The organism is Nioella sp. (genome assembly GCF_965215655.1).
Classification (GTDB): Bacteria; Pseudomonadota; Alphaproteobacteria; order Rhodobacterales; family Rhodobacteraceae; genus Nioella.
The window spans coordinates 2,698,319-2,714,150 of the sequence record NZ_OZ244111.1 but is presented as its reverse complement, the minus strand read 5'-3'; the positions used below and the strand labels follow the sequence as shown (position 1 = coordinate 2,714,150).

General features: G+C 62.7%; 13 protein-coding genes and 1 pseudogene. 10 read left to right on the top strand and 4 right to left on the bottom strand.

Translation table 11 applies throughout. The annotated features are described in order from the left end of the window. Positions 1–6: 6 nt before the first annotated feature. Together paaI and paaG are read right to left on the bottom strand one after the other, a co-directional pair. Positions 7–432, bottom strand: coding sequence for a hydroxyphenylacetyl-CoA thioesterase PaaI (gene paaI, locus ACOOEX_RS13485; RefSeq protein ID WP_420395315.1), 426 nt, complete (start codon positions 430–432; stop codon positions 7–9). Next, on the bottom strand, positions 429–1,214 hold the full coding sequence (gene paaG, locus ACOOEX_RS13480; protein ID WP_420395314.1) for a 2-(1,2-epoxy-1,2-dihydrophenyl)acetyl-CoA isomerase PaaG: 786 nt from the start codon (positions 1,212–1,214) through the stop codon (positions 429–431). Before paaG ends, paaI begins: the two co-directional genes overlap by 4 nt. Before the next feature lie 93 nt (positions 1,215–1,307). Between paaG and ACOOEX_RS13475 the strand changes: the two genes are divergently transcribed. The 8 genes and pseudogenes from ACOOEX_RS13475 to ACOOEX_RS13440 form a co-directional block, all read left to right on the top strand. Next, complete coding sequence (locus ACOOEX_RS13475) at positions 1,308–3,359, top strand: FAD-dependent oxidoreductase (protein WP_420395313.1); 2,052 nt, start codon at positions 1,308–1,310, stop codon at positions 3,357–3,359. Next, positions 3,356–5,374, top strand: a complete 2,019-nt coding sequence (gene paaZ / locus ACOOEX_RS13470; RefSeq protein ID WP_420395312.1) for a phenylacetic acid degradation bifunctional protein PaaZ — start codon at positions 3,356–3,358, stop codon at positions 5,372–5,374. Before ACOOEX_RS13475 ends, paaZ begins: the two co-directional genes overlap by 4 nt. 38 nt (positions 5,375–5,412) lie before the next feature. Continuing rightward, the gene (locus tag ACOOEX_RS13465; RefSeq protein ID WP_420395311.1) at positions 5,413–6,222 is read left to right on the top strand and encodes a PaaX family transcriptional regulator C-terminal domain-containing protein; all 810 of its coding nucleotides are present in this window, start codon (positions 5,413–5,415) and stop codon (positions 6,220–6,222) included. Between the two features lie 373 nt (positions 6,223–6,595). Then, the gene (locus tag ACOOEX_RS13460; RefSeq protein ID WP_306045625.1) at positions 6,596–7,696 is read left to right on the top strand and encodes an ABC transporter ATP-binding protein; all 1,101 of its coding nucleotides are present in this window, start codon (positions 6,596–6,598) and stop codon (positions 7,694–7,696) included. A gap of 70 nt (positions 7,697–7,766) precedes the next feature. Continuing rightward, positions 7,767–8,882, top strand: a complete 1,116-nt coding sequence (locus ACOOEX_RS13455; RefSeq protein WP_420395310.1) for an ABC transporter substrate-binding protein — start codon at positions 7,767–7,769, stop codon at positions 8,880–8,882. 102 nt (positions 8,883–8,984) lie between these two features. After that, on the top strand, positions 8,985–9,275 hold the full coding sequence (locus ACOOEX_RS13450) for a DUF1330 domain-containing protein (RefSeq protein ID WP_420395309.1): 291 nt from the start codon (positions 8,985–8,987) through the stop codon (positions 9,273–9,275). After that, complete coding sequence (locus ACOOEX_RS13445) at positions 9,272–10,828, top strand: ABC transporter permease (RefSeq protein WP_420395308.1); 1,557 nt, start codon at positions 9,272–9,274, stop codon at positions 10,826–10,828. Before ACOOEX_RS13450 ends, ACOOEX_RS13445 begins: the two co-directional genes overlap by 4 nt. Before the next feature lie 14 nt (positions 10,829–10,842). After that, a pseudogene (locus ACOOEX_RS13440) lies at positions 10,843–11,688 on the top strand (ABC transporter permease); the annotation flags it as partial. A gap of 212 nt (positions 11,689–11,900) precedes the next feature. Here ACOOEX_RS13440 and ACOOEX_RS13435 read toward each other — a convergent pair. Together ACOOEX_RS13435 and ACOOEX_RS13430 are read right to left on the bottom strand one after the other, a co-directional pair. Continuing rightward, positions 11,901–12,635 (bottom strand): SDR family NAD(P)-dependent oxidoreductase, encoded by a 735-nt coding sequence (locus ACOOEX_RS13435; protein ID WP_420395307.1) that lies wholly within the window; start codon positions 12,633–12,635, stop codon positions 11,901–11,903. After that, positions 12,632–13,405, bottom strand: a complete 774-nt coding sequence (locus tag ACOOEX_RS13430) for an SDR family oxidoreductase (RefSeq protein ID WP_420395306.1) — start codon at positions 13,403–13,405, stop codon at positions 12,632–12,634. Before ACOOEX_RS13430 ends, ACOOEX_RS13435 begins: the two co-directional genes overlap by 4 nt. Before the next feature lie 152 nt (positions 13,406–13,557). Between ACOOEX_RS13430 and ACOOEX_RS13425 the strand changes: the two genes are divergently transcribed. Both ACOOEX_RS13425 and ACOOEX_RS13420 read left to right on the top strand, forming a co-directional pair. Beyond that, positions 13,558–14,784, top strand: a complete 1,227-nt coding sequence (locus ACOOEX_RS13425) for an acyl-CoA dehydrogenase family protein (RefSeq protein WP_420395305.1) — start codon at positions 13,558–13,560, stop codon at positions 14,782–14,784. After that, positions 14,784–15,803: a phosphotransferase family protein gene (locus ACOOEX_RS13420; protein WP_420395304.1), complete on the top strand. Its 1,020-nt coding sequence runs from the start codon at positions 14,784–14,786 to the stop codon at positions 15,801–15,803. Before ACOOEX_RS13425 ends, ACOOEX_RS13420 begins: the two co-directional genes overlap by 1 nt. The last annotated feature ends 29 nt before the right edge of the window (positions 15,804–15,832 follow it).

Genomic DNA, 15,832 nt, shown 5'->3' with positions numbered 1-15,832 from the left:
TCGGTTTCACTCCTCGAACAACTGGCCCTTGATCGCGCGGGAATTGCCCCGGAACTCCGCGATCACGGTGCCGTCCTGGTTGGTCACGGTCACATCATAGATGCCGCTGCGCCCGGTCAGGCTGATTTCGCGCGCGGTGGCCGTCAGGCGGTCGCCAACGCGGCCGGGCGCGATATAGGTGATGGTATTGGTCTGGGCGACGGTGGACTGGTTGCGGCTGTTGCAGGCGAAGGCAAAGGCGCTGTCGGCCAGCGAGAAGGTCACGCCGCCGTGGCAGATGCCGTGGCCGTTGGCGTGGTGGGGTTCCACGGTCAGGGCCAGCGTGGCGCGGCCTTCGGTGACCTCGACAATTTCCATGCCGAACCAGGGCGAGGCATTGTCATCAGCCCACATGGCCTCGGCACTTTTCTTCGCGCGGATCTCAGGGGTCATCGGCCTTTGAACTCCGGCTGGCGTTTCGACAGGAAGGCGCTGACGCCCTCCGCGTAATCGGCGCTTTCGCCGCAGGTCTTAATGGCGTCGGCCTCCAGATCGAGCTGATCGGAGAGCGTGTTGGTGGCGGCGGCCTGAATGCAGTGTTTCGTGAGGCCAAGCCCAAGGGTCGGGCCGCTGGCAAGCTTGGTGGTCAGGGCGCGCGCCTCCGCCATCAGTTGGTCATCCGGGCAGGTGCGCCAGATCAGGCCCCAGTCGGCGGCGGTTTGGGCGGGCAGGGGTTCTGCCGTCATGGCCAGTGCCTTGGCGCGGGCTTCACCCAGAAGCCGGGGCAGGTGCCAGCTGCCGCCGGTATCGGGGACAAGGCCCACCTTGCTGAAGGCTTGGATGAACTTGCCGCTCTCCGCCGCCAGCACGATATCGCAGGCCAGCGCAAGGCTGACGCCAGCCCCGGCTGCGACGCCGTTTACGGCGCAGATGACCGGCAGGCGCATGTCTCGGATGAGGCGCACGAGCGGGGCATAGAAGGTGCGGACGGTGTGGCCCAGGTCCGGTGGGCCATCCATTTTCGAGGGGTCGCGGTCGCCCAGATCTTGTCCGGCGCAGAAGCCTCGGCCCGCGCCGGTCAGCAGGATCGCACGGGCGCCGCCATCGCGCGCCTCGGTTAGCGCGGCGCGCAGGGCAAGGTGCATCTCCTCGTTGAAACTGTTCAGCCGGTCGGGGCGGTTGAGCGTGATTTCACGCCAGTCCCCGTGGTCCGTCACCAATACCGTGTCGCTCATCTGCGGCCTCTCCTCCCTCGCTCAGGAATCTCTTGCATAAACCGAACGGTTGGTCAATAAATTCCACAACACCGAGAGGGAGGGATCACTGTAATGACCGCCGACTTGCCAGTAACTGTCAGAAAAGACGGGGATATTGCATGGGTCACCATCGACAGCCCGCCGGTGAATGCCACGTCGCAGGCGGTTCGGGCAGGTCTGGAAAGTGCTGTTGAAGCTGTCAAAGGCGCCCGTCTGGCGGTTCTGAAATGCGCCGGGAAGACCTTCATCGCGGGCGGCGACATGTCGGAATTCGACGGCCCCGCGTTGCTGCCGCATCTGCCAGACGTGGTGCAGATGATCGAGGACTCGGAGGTGCCGTTTCTGGGGCTGCTGCACGGCACGGTTCTGGGCGGCGGGTTCGAGATTGCCATGGGCTGCGCCTGGCGTTTTGCCGCGCCGGGGACCAAGTTCGGTTTGCCGGAAGTCAACGTGGGGATCATCCCCGGGGCAGGGGGAACGCAGCGCGCGCCGCGTCTGGTGGGCATGGAAGCCGCGATTGAGATGGCGTGCAAGGGGCGGATGTATTCGGCAGAGGGCATGCTGGCGCTTGGCGGCATCGACAGGATCGTGGAAGATCCCGATGCCGCCGCCCGAGCCTTCGCCGCGGACTTGCCAGCCCGGCCCGTGGCGGTCAGCGCGCGGGTATGCGAGGTGCTCGACACGGAGGCCTATGAGGCAAAAGCTGCCGAGATTGCCAAAAAGGCGAAGGGGCAACAATCGCCGCTGTTCAACCTTGAGGCCCTGCAATGGGCGGGTCTGCCTTTCGCAGAGGGTCAGCCAAAGGAACGCACACGGCATCTGGAAATGCGGGCAGGTGCCGAAAGCCGGGCGCTGCGGCACGCGTTCTTTGCGGAGCGGCAGGTGATGAAGCCCAAGGCGATTGCAGGCGCCACCCCGCGCGAACTGTCTCATGTGGCCGTGGTCGGCGGCGGGCTTATGGGGGCGGGCATTGCCGCCTCGTGCCTGTCTGCCGGGTTGCGGGTGACGCTGATCGAGCGAAGCGCAGAAGAGGCGAGCGCCGCGCAGGGTCGGGTGGAGGGGCTGGTTGCCGGGGCGCTGAAGCGTGGGAAAATTTCGCAAAGCCAATATGAAAGCCAGATGACCGCTTTTACTGCGGTGGACAATTACGCAGCCGCTTCTGGCGTCGACCTGGCCATCGAGGCGGTGTTCGAGGACCTGGCCGTCAAGCAGGCGGTTTTTAAAGAACTGGCAAAACATCTTTCGCTGGATGCAATCCTGGCTACCAACACCTCCTATCTCGATCCGCGACAGATTTTTGCAGACATCCCCAACAAGGCGCGATGCCTTGGGCTGCATTTCTTCTCTCCGGCGCATGTGATGAAGCTGGTTGAGATTGTAGACACGCCCCAGACCGACCCGGATGTTCTGGCCACCGGTTTCCAGTTGGCAAAACGGCTGCGCAAGATCGCGGTTCTGTCGGGTATCTGTGATGGGTTCATCGGCAACCGGATGCTGTCGGCCTATCGGCGCGAGGCGGAATATCTGTTGGCCGATGGCGCGCTGCCGCATGAGGTGGACGCGGCGATGCGCGGGTTCGGCATGCCGATGGGGCCGTTTGAATTGCAGGATCTGACGGGGTTGCAGATCGCATGGGCCAACCGCAAGCGTCAGGCAGAAACGCGCGACCCTGCGGAACGCTATGAAAGCATCGCCGACACGCTGTGCGAGATGGGCCGCCTTGGGCAGCGCAGCGGCAAGGGTTGGTATGCCTATGTCGAGGGCAGCCGCACGCCGCAGCGCGACCCGGAGGTTGAGGCGCTGATCGTGGCCTATTCGGCCAAACGTGGCATCTCCCGGCGCACATACACGGAAAAGGATATCCGCGACCGGCTGCTTGCCGTCTACGCCAATGAGGGTGCGCGGATCGTGGAGGAAGGCATCGCCGAGGATTTCGCGGCGGTGGATATGGTCAAGCTGCATGGCTACGGCTTCCCGCGCTGGCGGGGCGGGCCGATGCATTACGCGGCACAGGTGGGGTGGGCCGGGATGGCCCGGGTGATGGCAGAGGTCGCGGGGGAAAGCCCCGGATCCTGGGTCATGGCCGAGCATCTTGCGCGCGCGCTGGAAGGAGAACCGACATGAGCCTGCTGGATATCAAAAGCTTCGCCGCTGGCGAGTGGATCGCGCCCGATAAAAGCGCGCGGATGATCGCAAGCGCCGTGACGGGTGAGCCGATGGCGCGGGCCGGATCGGCCCTGCCGGTGCAGGACATGCTGGACTATGCGCGCAATGTGGGCGGACCGGCCCTGCGGGCCATGAGTTTCCATGACCGGGCGCGGATGCTGAAGGCGCTGGCGCTGGAACTGGGCAAGCATAAGCAGGCGCTCTATGATCTTTCTTTCAGCACCGGGGCCACGCAATCCGACCATCTGATCGACATCGACGGCGGCATCGGCACGATGTTCGTCTTCGCCTCCAAGGGGCGGCGGGAAATGCCGGATGGGCATGTGTATCTGGATGGCGAGGTGGAGCAGCTGAGCCGCAATGGCACCTTCCTCGGCCAGCATATTGCGACGCCGTTGCAAGGAGTTGCGGTTCACATCAATGCGTTCAACTTCCCCGTTTGGGGGATGCTGGAAAAGCTGGCGCCGACGCTGCTGGCGGGGGTGCCTGCCATCGTGAAACCGGCGACAGCCACCTGTTACGTGACCGAACTGGCGGTGCGGATCATGCTCGACAGCGGCATCCTGCCCGCTGGTGCGTTGCAACTGGTGTCGGGCGGGGTGGGCGATATGCTCGACCGGCTTGGCTGTCAGGATGTGGTCAGCTTCACCGGATCGGCGCAGACGGCTTTGGCGCTGAGGTCGAACCCGGTGATCCTGCACAATTCGGTGCGGTTCGTGGCGGAGCAGGACAGCCTGAACGCCTCGATTCTCGGGCCCGATGCCGTTGCGGGAACGCCGGAATTTGATCTCTTCGTCAAGGAAGTGACGCGAGAGATGACCACGAAAGCGGGTCAGAAATGCACCGCCATTCGCCGGATCATTGCGCCGGAAGCCTCCGTGCCAGCGCTGGTCGAAGCGCTGTCGGCCCGGCTTGGCAGCACCAAAGTCGGCAACCCGCAGGACGAGGGTGTGCGCATGGGGGCGCTGGTCAGTGCGGCGCAAAAGACCGATGTGCTGGAGAAAGCGGCGCTGATCGGCGAAGCGGCGGAGCGGGTCTTTGGTGATCCTGAGGATTTCGCCATGGCCGGATCGAAAGGCGCCTTCCTGCCGCCGATGCTGTTCCACTGTGCCGATCCCGACGGGTCCGAGCGGGTGCATGACACCGAAGCCTTCGGCCCGGTCAGCACCGTCATGGGCTATCGTGATCTGGGCCATGCGGTGGAGCTTGCGAATCGGGGGCAGGGGTCTCTGGTGGCATCCGTCATCACCCATGACCCCACCATTGCCCGCGAGGTAGCGCTTGGATCGGGGGCCTTCCACGGGCGGCTCTACTTCAACAACCGCGACTCGATGAAGGAAAGCACCGGCCATGGCTCGCCGCTGCCGCATATGGTCCATGGCGGGCCGGGTCGTGCGGGCGGAGGTGAGGAAATGGGCGGCATCAGGGGCGTGATGCATTACATGCAGCGCACTGCCGTGCAGGGCAGCCCCGACATCCTGTCGGCCATCGGCGGCACCTGGGTGCCCGGCGCAGCAGAGATCGAAGGCCCGGCACATCCCTTCACCCGCCGCTTTGGTGATCTGGCCATTGGCGAGACCATCCACACCGACCCGCGCGTGGTGACGCTGGAGGATATCGAACATTTCGCCCATTTCACCGGCGACACATTCTATGCCCACATGGATGAAGAGGCCGCCAAGCGGAACCCGTTCTTCCCGGGACGCGTGGCGCATGGATATCTGCTTCTGTCCTTCGCGGCGGGGTTGTTCGTGGAGCCGAATGAGGGGCCGGTTCTGGCCAATACCGGGCTCGATGGCCTGCGCTTCATGAAGCCGGTTCAGGCGGGCGATGCGATTAAGGTGCGGCTGACGGTGAAGAAGAAGACCAAACGCAATGACGAATATGGCGAGGTGCGCTGGCATGCGACCCTGACCAATCAGGATGACGAAATGGTCGCGGAATACGAGCTTTTGACCATGGTCGCCTTCTGAGAGTGGCGAGCCGCGCCGCGCCTGCCTATAGTCGCGCCATGGAGACGGAAAGTCAGACATTCCGGGATGCGGCGGCTTTGCTGACCGGGGGCGAAAGCCACCGGGTCTGGTCGCTGATCGTGACCATTTTCGGCGATCTTGCCCGGCGTGACGGCGACCGGATCAGCGGCGCGGCCCTCACCCGTCTGATGGGCATGATGGGGATCAAGCCCGAAGCGATGCGCGTGGCGCTGTTCCGGCTGCGTAAGGATGGCTGGATCGACAGTGTCCGCGAAGGGCGGGGTAGCCTGCATTTCCTGACCCCTATGGGGCGCAGGCAAAGTGCCGAGGCCAGCCCGCGCATCTACGAGGCCGAGCGCGTCTTTCCGGACAGGTGGCATCTATTGGTATCCGGCATCGGGGACCAGACCGGCCGGGGCCAGCTCGACAGTTTCCTGCTGACCGGAGAATACCTGCCGGTCGGATCGCAGGTGGTGATCGGGCAGGGACCTCTGCCCGAGACACTTAAAGGGTTGCTGGGTGTGGAAACCGGGCAGGTCTTGGTGCCCGATTGGCTGCGGGCACAGGTTTGCCCGCCAGATCTGATGGCGCAATACGCGGCGTTGGAGCGGGATTTCGCAACGCTGCTGTCCAAACTGGATCGCGTCCTTCCGCTGGCAACGGCAGAGGCCGCGGCGCTGCGTCTGCTTGTCGTTCATAGCTGGCGGCGCCTGCTGTTCCGACATCCCGACCTGCCGGACTGTTTTTTTCCCTCCGGTTGGCGCGGACCGGACTGCCGCGGACTTTTCCGGTCACTTATGGGCCGGCTGCCCGCCCCCGATCTGCAATCGCTGGAGGCGGCCCTGTGATCTGCGCCATCCGAATCCCGATCGCCGCGAATCAGGTTTCGGCTTTGGCCATTTGGTCCGGGATCCGATTCCCGCAAGCTGCACAACTGGTCAGGGTCCTGTGGCTCCGATGTCCAGTTTCCGCGTATCTATAGCGCAACCCCTTGCACTGATTGCCTAACAATCCCCCGTATTTTGGTCTTTCGAACTAAATTCCTTGCGGGGGCTGGACGCCTTCGTCTGTGCGCTTAAGGTGGGCAACAGGACACACGTGTCGGTTTTCGACGACCATGCGTCGTTTGGCGTGCCAGAAACCGAAACGGATGCATAAAGAATGGCCGCCAGAGCCGAAAATAAGAACCAGCGCCCCGGCGCCGGACAACAGGGAAGAAACATGAACGCGAGTTCCGGATCGGAAAACTTCGTGGTCTTCGACCGCGTGCAGAAAAGCTACGATGGCGAAACACTCGTCGTTAAAGACCTCAATCTCAGCGTCGGAAAGGGTGAATTCCTGACCATGCTTGGTCCCTCGGGGTCGGGGAAAACCACCTGTCTGATGATGCTGGCCGGGTTCGAGACCGCGACGCACGGGGAAATCCTGTTGGGCGGTCAGCCGATCAACAACATCCCGCCGCACAAGCGTGGCATCGGCATGGTGTTCCAGAACTACGCCCTGTTCCCGCACATGACGGTGGCCGAAAACCTCGCCTTCCCGCTGCAGGTCCGCAACATGGGCAAATCCGACCAGGAAGCGAAGGTGAAGCGGGCGCTCGACATGGTGCAGATGGGCGATTTCGGCGGTCGCCGTCCGGCCCAGTTGTCCGGTGGTCAGCAGCAGCGGATCGCTCTGGCGCGTGCGCTCGTCTTTGAACCGGAGCTGGTTCTGATGGACGAACCGCTTGGCGCGCTCGACAAGCAGCTGCGTGAACACATGCAGTTCGAGATCACCAACCTGGCCCATAACCTCGGCATCACCACGGTCTACGTGACCCACGACCAGACCGAAGCGCTGACCATGTCGGACCGCGTTGCCGTCTTCGACGATGGCCGCATTCAGCAGTTGGCCCCGCCAGACGAGCTGTATGAGGCACCGTCCAACAGCTTTGTGGCGCAGTTCATCGGCGAGAACAACACGCTGATGGGCACCGTCAGCAAGATCGACGGGGACCGCGCAGAGGTGCGGCTGGACGATGGCGAGATCATCGACACCAAGCCTGTGAATGTCAGTAAGGTCGGCGAACGGACGCTCGTGTCGATCCGCCCCGAGCGGGTGGAATTCAACAAGGAACGGATGACCCCCGGCGCACACACCATCAAGGCGGAAGTGCTGGAGTTCATCTATATGGGTGACATCTATCGCACCCGGCTCCGCGTGGCCGGCAACGAGGATTTCATCATCAAGACGCGTAACGCCCCCGATCAGCGCCGGCTACAGCCCGGCGAACAGATCGAGATCGGCTGGCGCGCAGAGGATTGCCGGGCGCTGGACGCCTGAGCAACGGGTCCGCCCCTCTGAATGGGGGCGGTGCCTATTCTAATAAAGACGACCAACAGAGGAGAGACTCATGAAACTCAAGACAGCTCTTATGCTGACCTCGGGCGCGGTTATGGCCGCATCCGTAGCACATGCCGACGGTCATATGGCCAACAGCATGACGCTCGTCAGCTGGGGTGGCGCCTATCAGGTCAGCCAGGTGAACGCATATTCCGCGCCGTATCAGGAAATGCATGAAGGCCTGGAAGTGGTCTGGGACGAAAGCTCGGCCGAGGCCGTGGCCCGTCTGCGCGCCATGAACGAAGCCGGCAACATCACCTGGGATCTCGTCGACGTCGTGGCCGCCGACGCCATGCGTCTGTGCGACGAAGGTCTGGCGATGGAAATCGACCATGACGAGGTTCTGGCCCCGGCGCCCGACGGCACCCCGGCCTCCGAAGACTTCGGCGACCTGATCGTTTCCGACTGCTTCATCCCGCAGATCGTGTATTCCACCACCTTCGGCTATCGCACCGATGTGGAAGCCTGGGGCGGTAACACCCCCGACGACATCTGTGACGTGTTCGACCTGGAAACCTTCCCCGGTCAGCGTTCGCTGGAGCGTCGTCCGATCGGCAACATGGAATGGGCGCTGATGTGCTCGGGTGTTGCGCAGGAAGACGTCTATGACGTGCTGGAAACCGAAGAAGGTATCGCGCAGGCATTCGCCATGCTCGACACCATCGCCGACAGCACCGTTTGGTGGTCTGCCGGTGCGGACACCCCGCAGCTGCTGGCTGATGGCGAAGTCGTGTTCGGTTCGACCTATAACGGTCGTCTCTTCAGCCTGATCGAAGAGCAGAACCAGCCCGTCGCCATGATGTGGGACGCGCAGGTCTTCGACCTTGACGGCTGGATCATCCCCGAAGGTCTGCCCGAGGACCGTCTGGCCCGCGTGCTGGACTTCGTCCGCTTCGCAACCGACACGCAGCGTCTGGCTGACCAGGCCCTGTGGATCTCCTACGGCCCGGCGCGCGCCTCTTCGGCTCCGCTGGTGGGTCAGCACGCTGAACTGGGCATCGACATGGCACCGCATATGCCGACCGACCCGGCCAACTCGCAGCGGACCTTCCTGTTCAACTACGAATGGTGGGCCGATTACCGCGACGACATGGACGCCCGTTTCCAGGCGTGGCTGTCGCAGTAAGCTGACGTTCGCGGCGGGGTTTGCGCCCCGCCCGATGATCTGAGACACCGGCAAGGCGGACACGCGCCGCCTTGCCAGCTCACCACGAAAGGCGGGGGACAGATGCCCAAGGGGTATATCATCGGACATATCACCGTCACCGACCCTGACGCCTACCCGGAATATGTCCGGCGCGATACGCCGATCCTTCAGAACCTGGGCGCCAAGTTCATTGTCCGGGGCGGTCGGTCGGAAGTGCCGGAAGGTGAGACATTCGAACGCCATGTGGTGATCGAATTCCCGAGCTTCGAGGCCGCCAAGGCCGCCTATTACGATCCAGAATATCAGGAAGTGGCCGAAATTCGCCGGGCCTCGGCGGATAGTGTCATTATCCTAGTGGAAGGCCACGAATGACCGACAATACGGCAGATACCCCCGCAGGCCCGGTGCTGGCCGCTGACGGGCGCCCCCTGAAAGCGAGCCTCAATCGCGCGCTCAGGGCCCAGAAGATCCGTGCGCTGCTGCTGATCGCGCCGCTGCTTCTGTTCATCCTGATCACCTTCATCCTGCCGATCGCGGATATGTTGTTCCGCTCGGTCGAAAACCAGATCGTGCGAGAGACCCTGCCGCGCACCGTCGCCGCTATGGAGGAGTGGGAGAACCACGACGAAGCGCCGGGCGAGGACGTGTATGCGGGGCTGTATATCGACCTGTTCGAGGCCGCCGAGTTCCGCCGCCACACCCGTGTTGGCAGCCGTCTGAACTACGAGATGACGGGCATCTCGTCGCTGTTCCGGCAGGCGGGCCGCGGCGTTGGCCGCTTTGACACCGACATCTACACCGATCAATTCACCGATCTGGATGCGGCATGGGCCGACTACGCCACCTGGACCGGGTTGATGGGCGACAGCGCCATCCGCGCCGCTCTGCCCGAGACCGCAGCCGCTTTCGATACATGGGTTCGGATCACCATCGAGGCCAATGAAGATGATCCGGCTGAGGAAAACATCGAGGATTTCGTGTATCTCTCGCTGTATCGTGACCTCGCTGGCAGCGGCTATTCCGGCAGCAACGCGCTTTTGAGCGCCGCCGCAGAAGCCGTCGGCGGGTTCGAAAGCATCTCGATCCGCGATCAGTTCGAAGACCTGGACGAAGACTGGCTGAACCCAGAGTTGATGGAGACGATCTGGGTCTATTCGCCCTCCTACACGCCTGGGTATTTCCTGACCGCTATCGACATGCAACTGTCGGCGGACGGGATCACCTCGCAGCCGGAGGACCGTCAGATCTATGTGACGCTCTTTGGCCGGACGCTGTTCATGTCGCTGGTCATCATGGGCAGCTGCGTGTTGCTGGGCTACCCGATTGCCTTCCTGCTGGCGAACCTGCCGATGCGGGTGTCGAACATCCTGATGATCCTGGTTCTGCTGCCCTTCTGGACCTCGCTTCTGGTGCGGACCTCGGCCTGGAAGGTGCTGTTGCAGCAACAGGGGGTGATCAACGACATCCTGGTGTGGGTTGGGCTGGTTGCCGATGACGCGCGATTGCAACTGATCAACAACCAGACCGGCACGATCATCGCGATGACGCATATCCTGCTGCCTTTCATGATCCTGCCGCTCTATTCGGTGATGCAGACGATTCCGCCCTCCTATGTTCGGGCCGCGAAATCGCTCGGTGCGACGGACTGGACGGCCTTCTGGCGTGTCTATTTCCCGCAATCGATTCCAGGCATCGGGGCAGGCTGTATCCTCGTCTTCATCCTCGCCATCGGCTACTACATCACGCCGGAACTGGTCGGGGGCCGGACGGGTACCTTCATCTCGAACCGGATCGCCTATCATATTTCCTCGTCGCTCAACTGGGGTCTGGCCGCTGCGCTTGGCAGTATCCTCCTCGGGGTCGTGCTGATCCTCTACTGGATCTATGACCGCATCGTGGGCATCGACAACGTGAAGCTGGGGTAAAGAACATGAGCAGCCTTCCTCCTTATGCCTCGACAGGCCAGAAGATCTGGTTCTACAGCTTCCGGGTGATCTGCGGGTTGATCTTCTTCTTCCTGATCGCCCCGATCATCACGATCATCCCGCTGAGCTTCAACGCCGAGGATTTCTTCACCTTCACGCCGGGGATGCTGGCGCTGGATCCCGATGCCTACGGGCTGGATCACTATCGGGATTTCTTCACCAATCCCGATTGGCAGCAGCCCCTGTGGAACTCGGTCCGGATCGCGCCCATGGCAACCCTGCTGTCGGTCGCCTTCGGAACCCTGGCCGCAATCGGCCTGTCGCAGTCCCATGTGCCCTTCAAGGGCGCGATCATGGCGATCCTGATTTCGCCGATGATCGTGCCGCTGATCATCTCGGCTGCCGGCATGTATTTCTTCTACAGCCGCATCGGGTTGCAGGGGACCTATCTTGGCGTGGTGCTGGCCCATGCGGCGCTTGGCATCCCCTTCGTGATCATCACCGTGACCGCGACGCTTGTGGGCTTCGACAAGTCGCTGACGCGCGCATCGGCAAGCCTTGGCGCGGATCCGGTGACGACCTTCTTCAAGGTGCAGATGCCGCTGATCCTGCCGGGGGTGATTTCCGGGGGCCTCTTTGCCTTCATCACCTCGTTCGATGAAGTTGTGGTCGTGCTGTTCGTCGGGTCCGCCGGGCAAAAGACGCTGCCCTGGCAGATGTTCATCGGTCTGCGCGAACAGATCTCGCCGACGATTCTGGCGGTGGCGACGATCCTTGTGGTGATTTCCATCGCCCTGCTGACGACCGTGGAGCTTCTCAGGCGACGGTCTGAACGGTTGCGGGGGATGAGCCCCGGTTGATGGATCAGGGCGGCCTTCGGGGCCGCCCTTTTCGTTTCGCCGCCTTCGGCGTCGACCCGGGAACGCGCCTCGTCACCCCCCGCTGGCGCGGGGACCTCCTCGGCGCGTGTTGCCACGGATATGTGGAAAGGGCGGGACCCAGGGCTTCGGGCCCCGTCTCCGGTGATGAAGTTGGGATGCCTCCGGCGGGAGTACTTGGGCAAAGAGGAAGGTCAGTAGGCGGTGACGCCCCCGTCGATGGCGATGGCCTGACCGGTCATGTAGCTGTTGGCAGGGTCGAGTATTGCCAGCATCGCGGCAGTGATTTCCTCGGGTGAGCCTAAGCGTTTCATTGGCGAGGCGCTTGCCAGGAATTCTTGCATCTCGGCCATGCCGCTTTCGGTGACCATCGGTGTGGGGCTGTAGAAGGGACAGACGGCATTCACGCGGATTTTGTTTCGCGCTTCCTCGATGGCGGCGGTTTTCGTGAGGCCCACCACCGCATGTTTGGCGGCGGCATAGGCGGCCAGCTTGGGGGCAGCGCCAAGGCCCGCGACGGAGGCCACGTTGAGGATCGTGCCGCCGGTGTCCCGCATCAGGGGGATCTGGTGCTTGAGGCCGAAAAATGTGCCCTTGGCGTTGACCGCGTGAATGAGGTCGAATTCATCTTCGCGGATCTCGGTCAGGGGCTTCATCGGCCCCGAGATGCCTGCGTTGTTCACGGCGATGTCGAGCCGCCCGAACTGTTCGATGGCGAGATCGCAAAGTGCCTTGACCTTGGTTTCATTCGTCACGTCACAGCGCATATAGGTGGCCAGATGCCCCCGCGCGACATGGCGTAGACCCCATTTGTTACGGTCCCCCATGACCAGAAGCGCTCCTTCTGCGGCAAGCGCCTCAGCCAGCAATTTGCCAAAGCCACTTGCGGCACCGGTGATGAGCGCGACCTTGCCCTCAAAGCGTTTCATATGGTCAGCCCGCCATCGACGACCAGCAGTTCCCCGGTGGTATAACTGGCGGCATCCGACACGAGGTAAAGCACCGCGCCGGCCATCTCGGACGGTTCTGCGGGGCGTTTCATGGGCAGGCGGGCCATGATCTCGCTGTAGTGTTTTTCGCTGTCCAGCAGCGCGCCGGCGAAGCGCGTCCGGGTCCAGCCCGGGGCCAGAGCGTTCACGCGGATACCAAGCGGCGCGCATTCCTTGGCGAAGGCGCGGGTCATGTTCACCACCGCGCCCTTGGTGATGGAGTAGGTGCCCTGCATGTCGCCCGGTTCCAGCGCGTTGACAGAGGCCGTGTTGACGATCGCGCCCTTGCCCTGATCGCGCATCATCTTGCCAGCCTCGACGGACATGAAGAAATAGCCCCGGATATTGACGTCAAGGGTCTTCTCGAAACTGCCGAGATCGGTATCGAGGATATGCCCGAAATAGGGGTTGGTTGCGGCGTTGTTCACGAGGATATCGAGCCGTCCATGGGTGACCCTGATATGGTCGAAGATGGCCGCGATCTGGCCCATGTCGCCGATATGGCAGGCGAAGGCCTCGGCGCTGCCGCCTGCGGCGGTGATGGCCTCGGCCACGGCGGTGCAGCCGTCAAGCTTGCGGCTGGACACGATCACATGGGCACCGTGATCGGCCAGGATCTTCGCGATCTCCTCGCCGATCCCGCGACTGGCACCGGTGACAAGGGCCACGCGCCCGGTGAGGTCGAATAGCGGATGCGGTTGGATGGTCATGTCTGCGCCTCTCTCTTTGCTGGAAAGGCTAGAGGGGAGGAGGCGAAAGGCAAGCGCTTTCGGGGGTTTGCGGGAAATGACACAACGGCACAGTTGACAGTCCGAGGGCGGGGCCGGAACGTAGCGCCAGCCAGCGAGGGAGGACAGAACCGGTGGATTTCGAACCGACGCCGAAAATGCGCGAGATGCAGGCGCGCCTGACCGAGTTCATGGACACGCATATCTATCCGGCGGAATCGGTCTTCGCGCGGCATTTCGAGACGACGGAGACGCCGTTTCGCACGCCCGATTTCTACGAGGATCTGAAGAAAAAGGCCCGTGCGGCGGGGTTGTGGAACCTCTTTCGCCCCAAGGCCCATGGCGGGGAGCTGTCGAACCTCGAATACGCGCCACTGGCCGAGATCATGGGCCGGGTCTGGTGGGCGCCCGAGATTTTCAACTGCAACGCGCCTGATACGGGCAACATGGAAACGCTTATGCTTTATGGTTCCGACGCGCAGAAGACGCGCTGGCTGGAGCCTTTGCTGGCGGGCGAGATCCGGTCTGGCTTTGCGATGACGGAACCGGATGTCGCGTCCTCGGACGCCACGAATATCCGCACCGAAATCCGCCGCGATGGCGATAGCTATGTGGTGAACGGGCGCAAGTGGTATACCACGGGCGGTATGCGCGAAAGCTGCGCGGTGTTCATCGTCATGGGCAAGTCTGACCCGGACAATCCCGACCGCCACAAGCAGCAAAGCATGATCCTGATCCCACGGGATACGCCGGGCGTGAACATCCTGCGCCATGTCACGACGCTTGGCTATGCGGATGCGCCCTTCGGTGAGGCGGAGATTGAATTCGACAATTTGCGGGTGCCTGCCGAAAACCTGCTGCTTGGCGAGGGCAGGGGGTTCGAGATCGCCCAGGGCCGGCTTGGGCCGGGACGCATTCACCATTGCATGCGGCTGGTCGGGGCCGCGCAGCGGGCGCTGGAGCTGATGATGGACCGAGTGGAGCAGCGCGAGACCTTCGGGCGGCGCCTGAGCCAGCATCAATCAGTGCGCGAGGATATCGCCAAAAGCTGGTGCGAGATCGAACAGGCGCGCCTGTTGACGCTGAAGGCTGCGGCCAAGATAGACCAGGAGGGGGCGAAATCGGCGAAGGATCTGATTTCCGCGATCAAGATCGTCGCCCCGATGATGGCACAGACGGTGATTGACCGCTCGATCCAGATCCACGGCGGAAAGGGGCTGACCCAGGACCTGCCATTGGCGGAATTGTTCAACTACGCTAGACAGATACGCTTTGCCGACGGGCCGGACCAGGTGCATATGATGGCGCTTGGGCGGCAGCTGGTCAGGGCGCATCACGAGGGCAACAAGGGGCCGGTCTGATGGAAGAGGCGGAGCTTCGGCGGTTAGGCAGCTATCTGGAGACGCACCTGCCGGGCTTTCGCGGGTTGCGCACGGCGCAGAAGTTCTCGGATGGGCAGTCAAACCCGACCTACAAGCTGCGCGCCGAAAGTGGGGCCTATGTGTTGCGCCGCAAACCGCCGGGCGAGTTGCTGAAGTCGGCCCATGCGGTGGACAGGGAGTTTCGGGTGCTGTCAGCCTTGGCCGAAACGGATGTGCCGGTGGCCCGCGCGCTTCATCTTTGCACCGATGACAGCGTGCTTGGGGCGATGTTTTACGTGATGGAATTCGTGGAAGGCCGGGTTTTCTGGAATCCATCGCTTCCGGGAATGGACCCTGCGGATCGGGCGGCGATCTATGATCAGATGAACGTGGCGCTCGCGGCTATTCATAGCGTGGATCTGGAGGCCGTGGGCCTGTCGGATTTCGGTAAGACGGGCAGTTACTATGAACGCCAGTTCGCCACCTGGGTGCGCCAATACCGGGCGACAGAAACCGCGCCAATCCCGGCAATGGAACGGATCATTGACTGGCTTGGCGCCAATATGGTGGCCGATGACGGGCGCGTGTCGCTGGTGCATGGCGACTACCGGCTGGACAATGTCATGTTCGCGCCGGACACGCCAAGGTTGATTGCGGTGATGGATTGGGAGCTGTCTACGCTCGGCCATCCGCTGGCAGATCTGGCCTATCAATGCATGCTGTGGCGGATGCCGCCGGGGCCGGTTCTGAGCGGCCTGGAAGGGGTGGATCGTCGGGCGCTCGGCCTTCCCATGGAAGAGGAATACATCGCGCGATACTGCGAGCGGGTCGGAATTTCGGAGATCGAAAACTGGGACTTTTACCTGGTATTCGGACTGTTTCGACTGGCGGCCATCGTGCAGGGCGTGGGCTATCGCGGATTGCAGGGCAATGCGTCTTCGGATCGGGCCTTGCAGGTGGGGGCGCTGGCTGCACCTTTGGCTGAAAAAGCCTGTGAAATTCTCGACGGTCAAGGCTAACACGGCCCTTCTAAGTCATTGAAATCTGA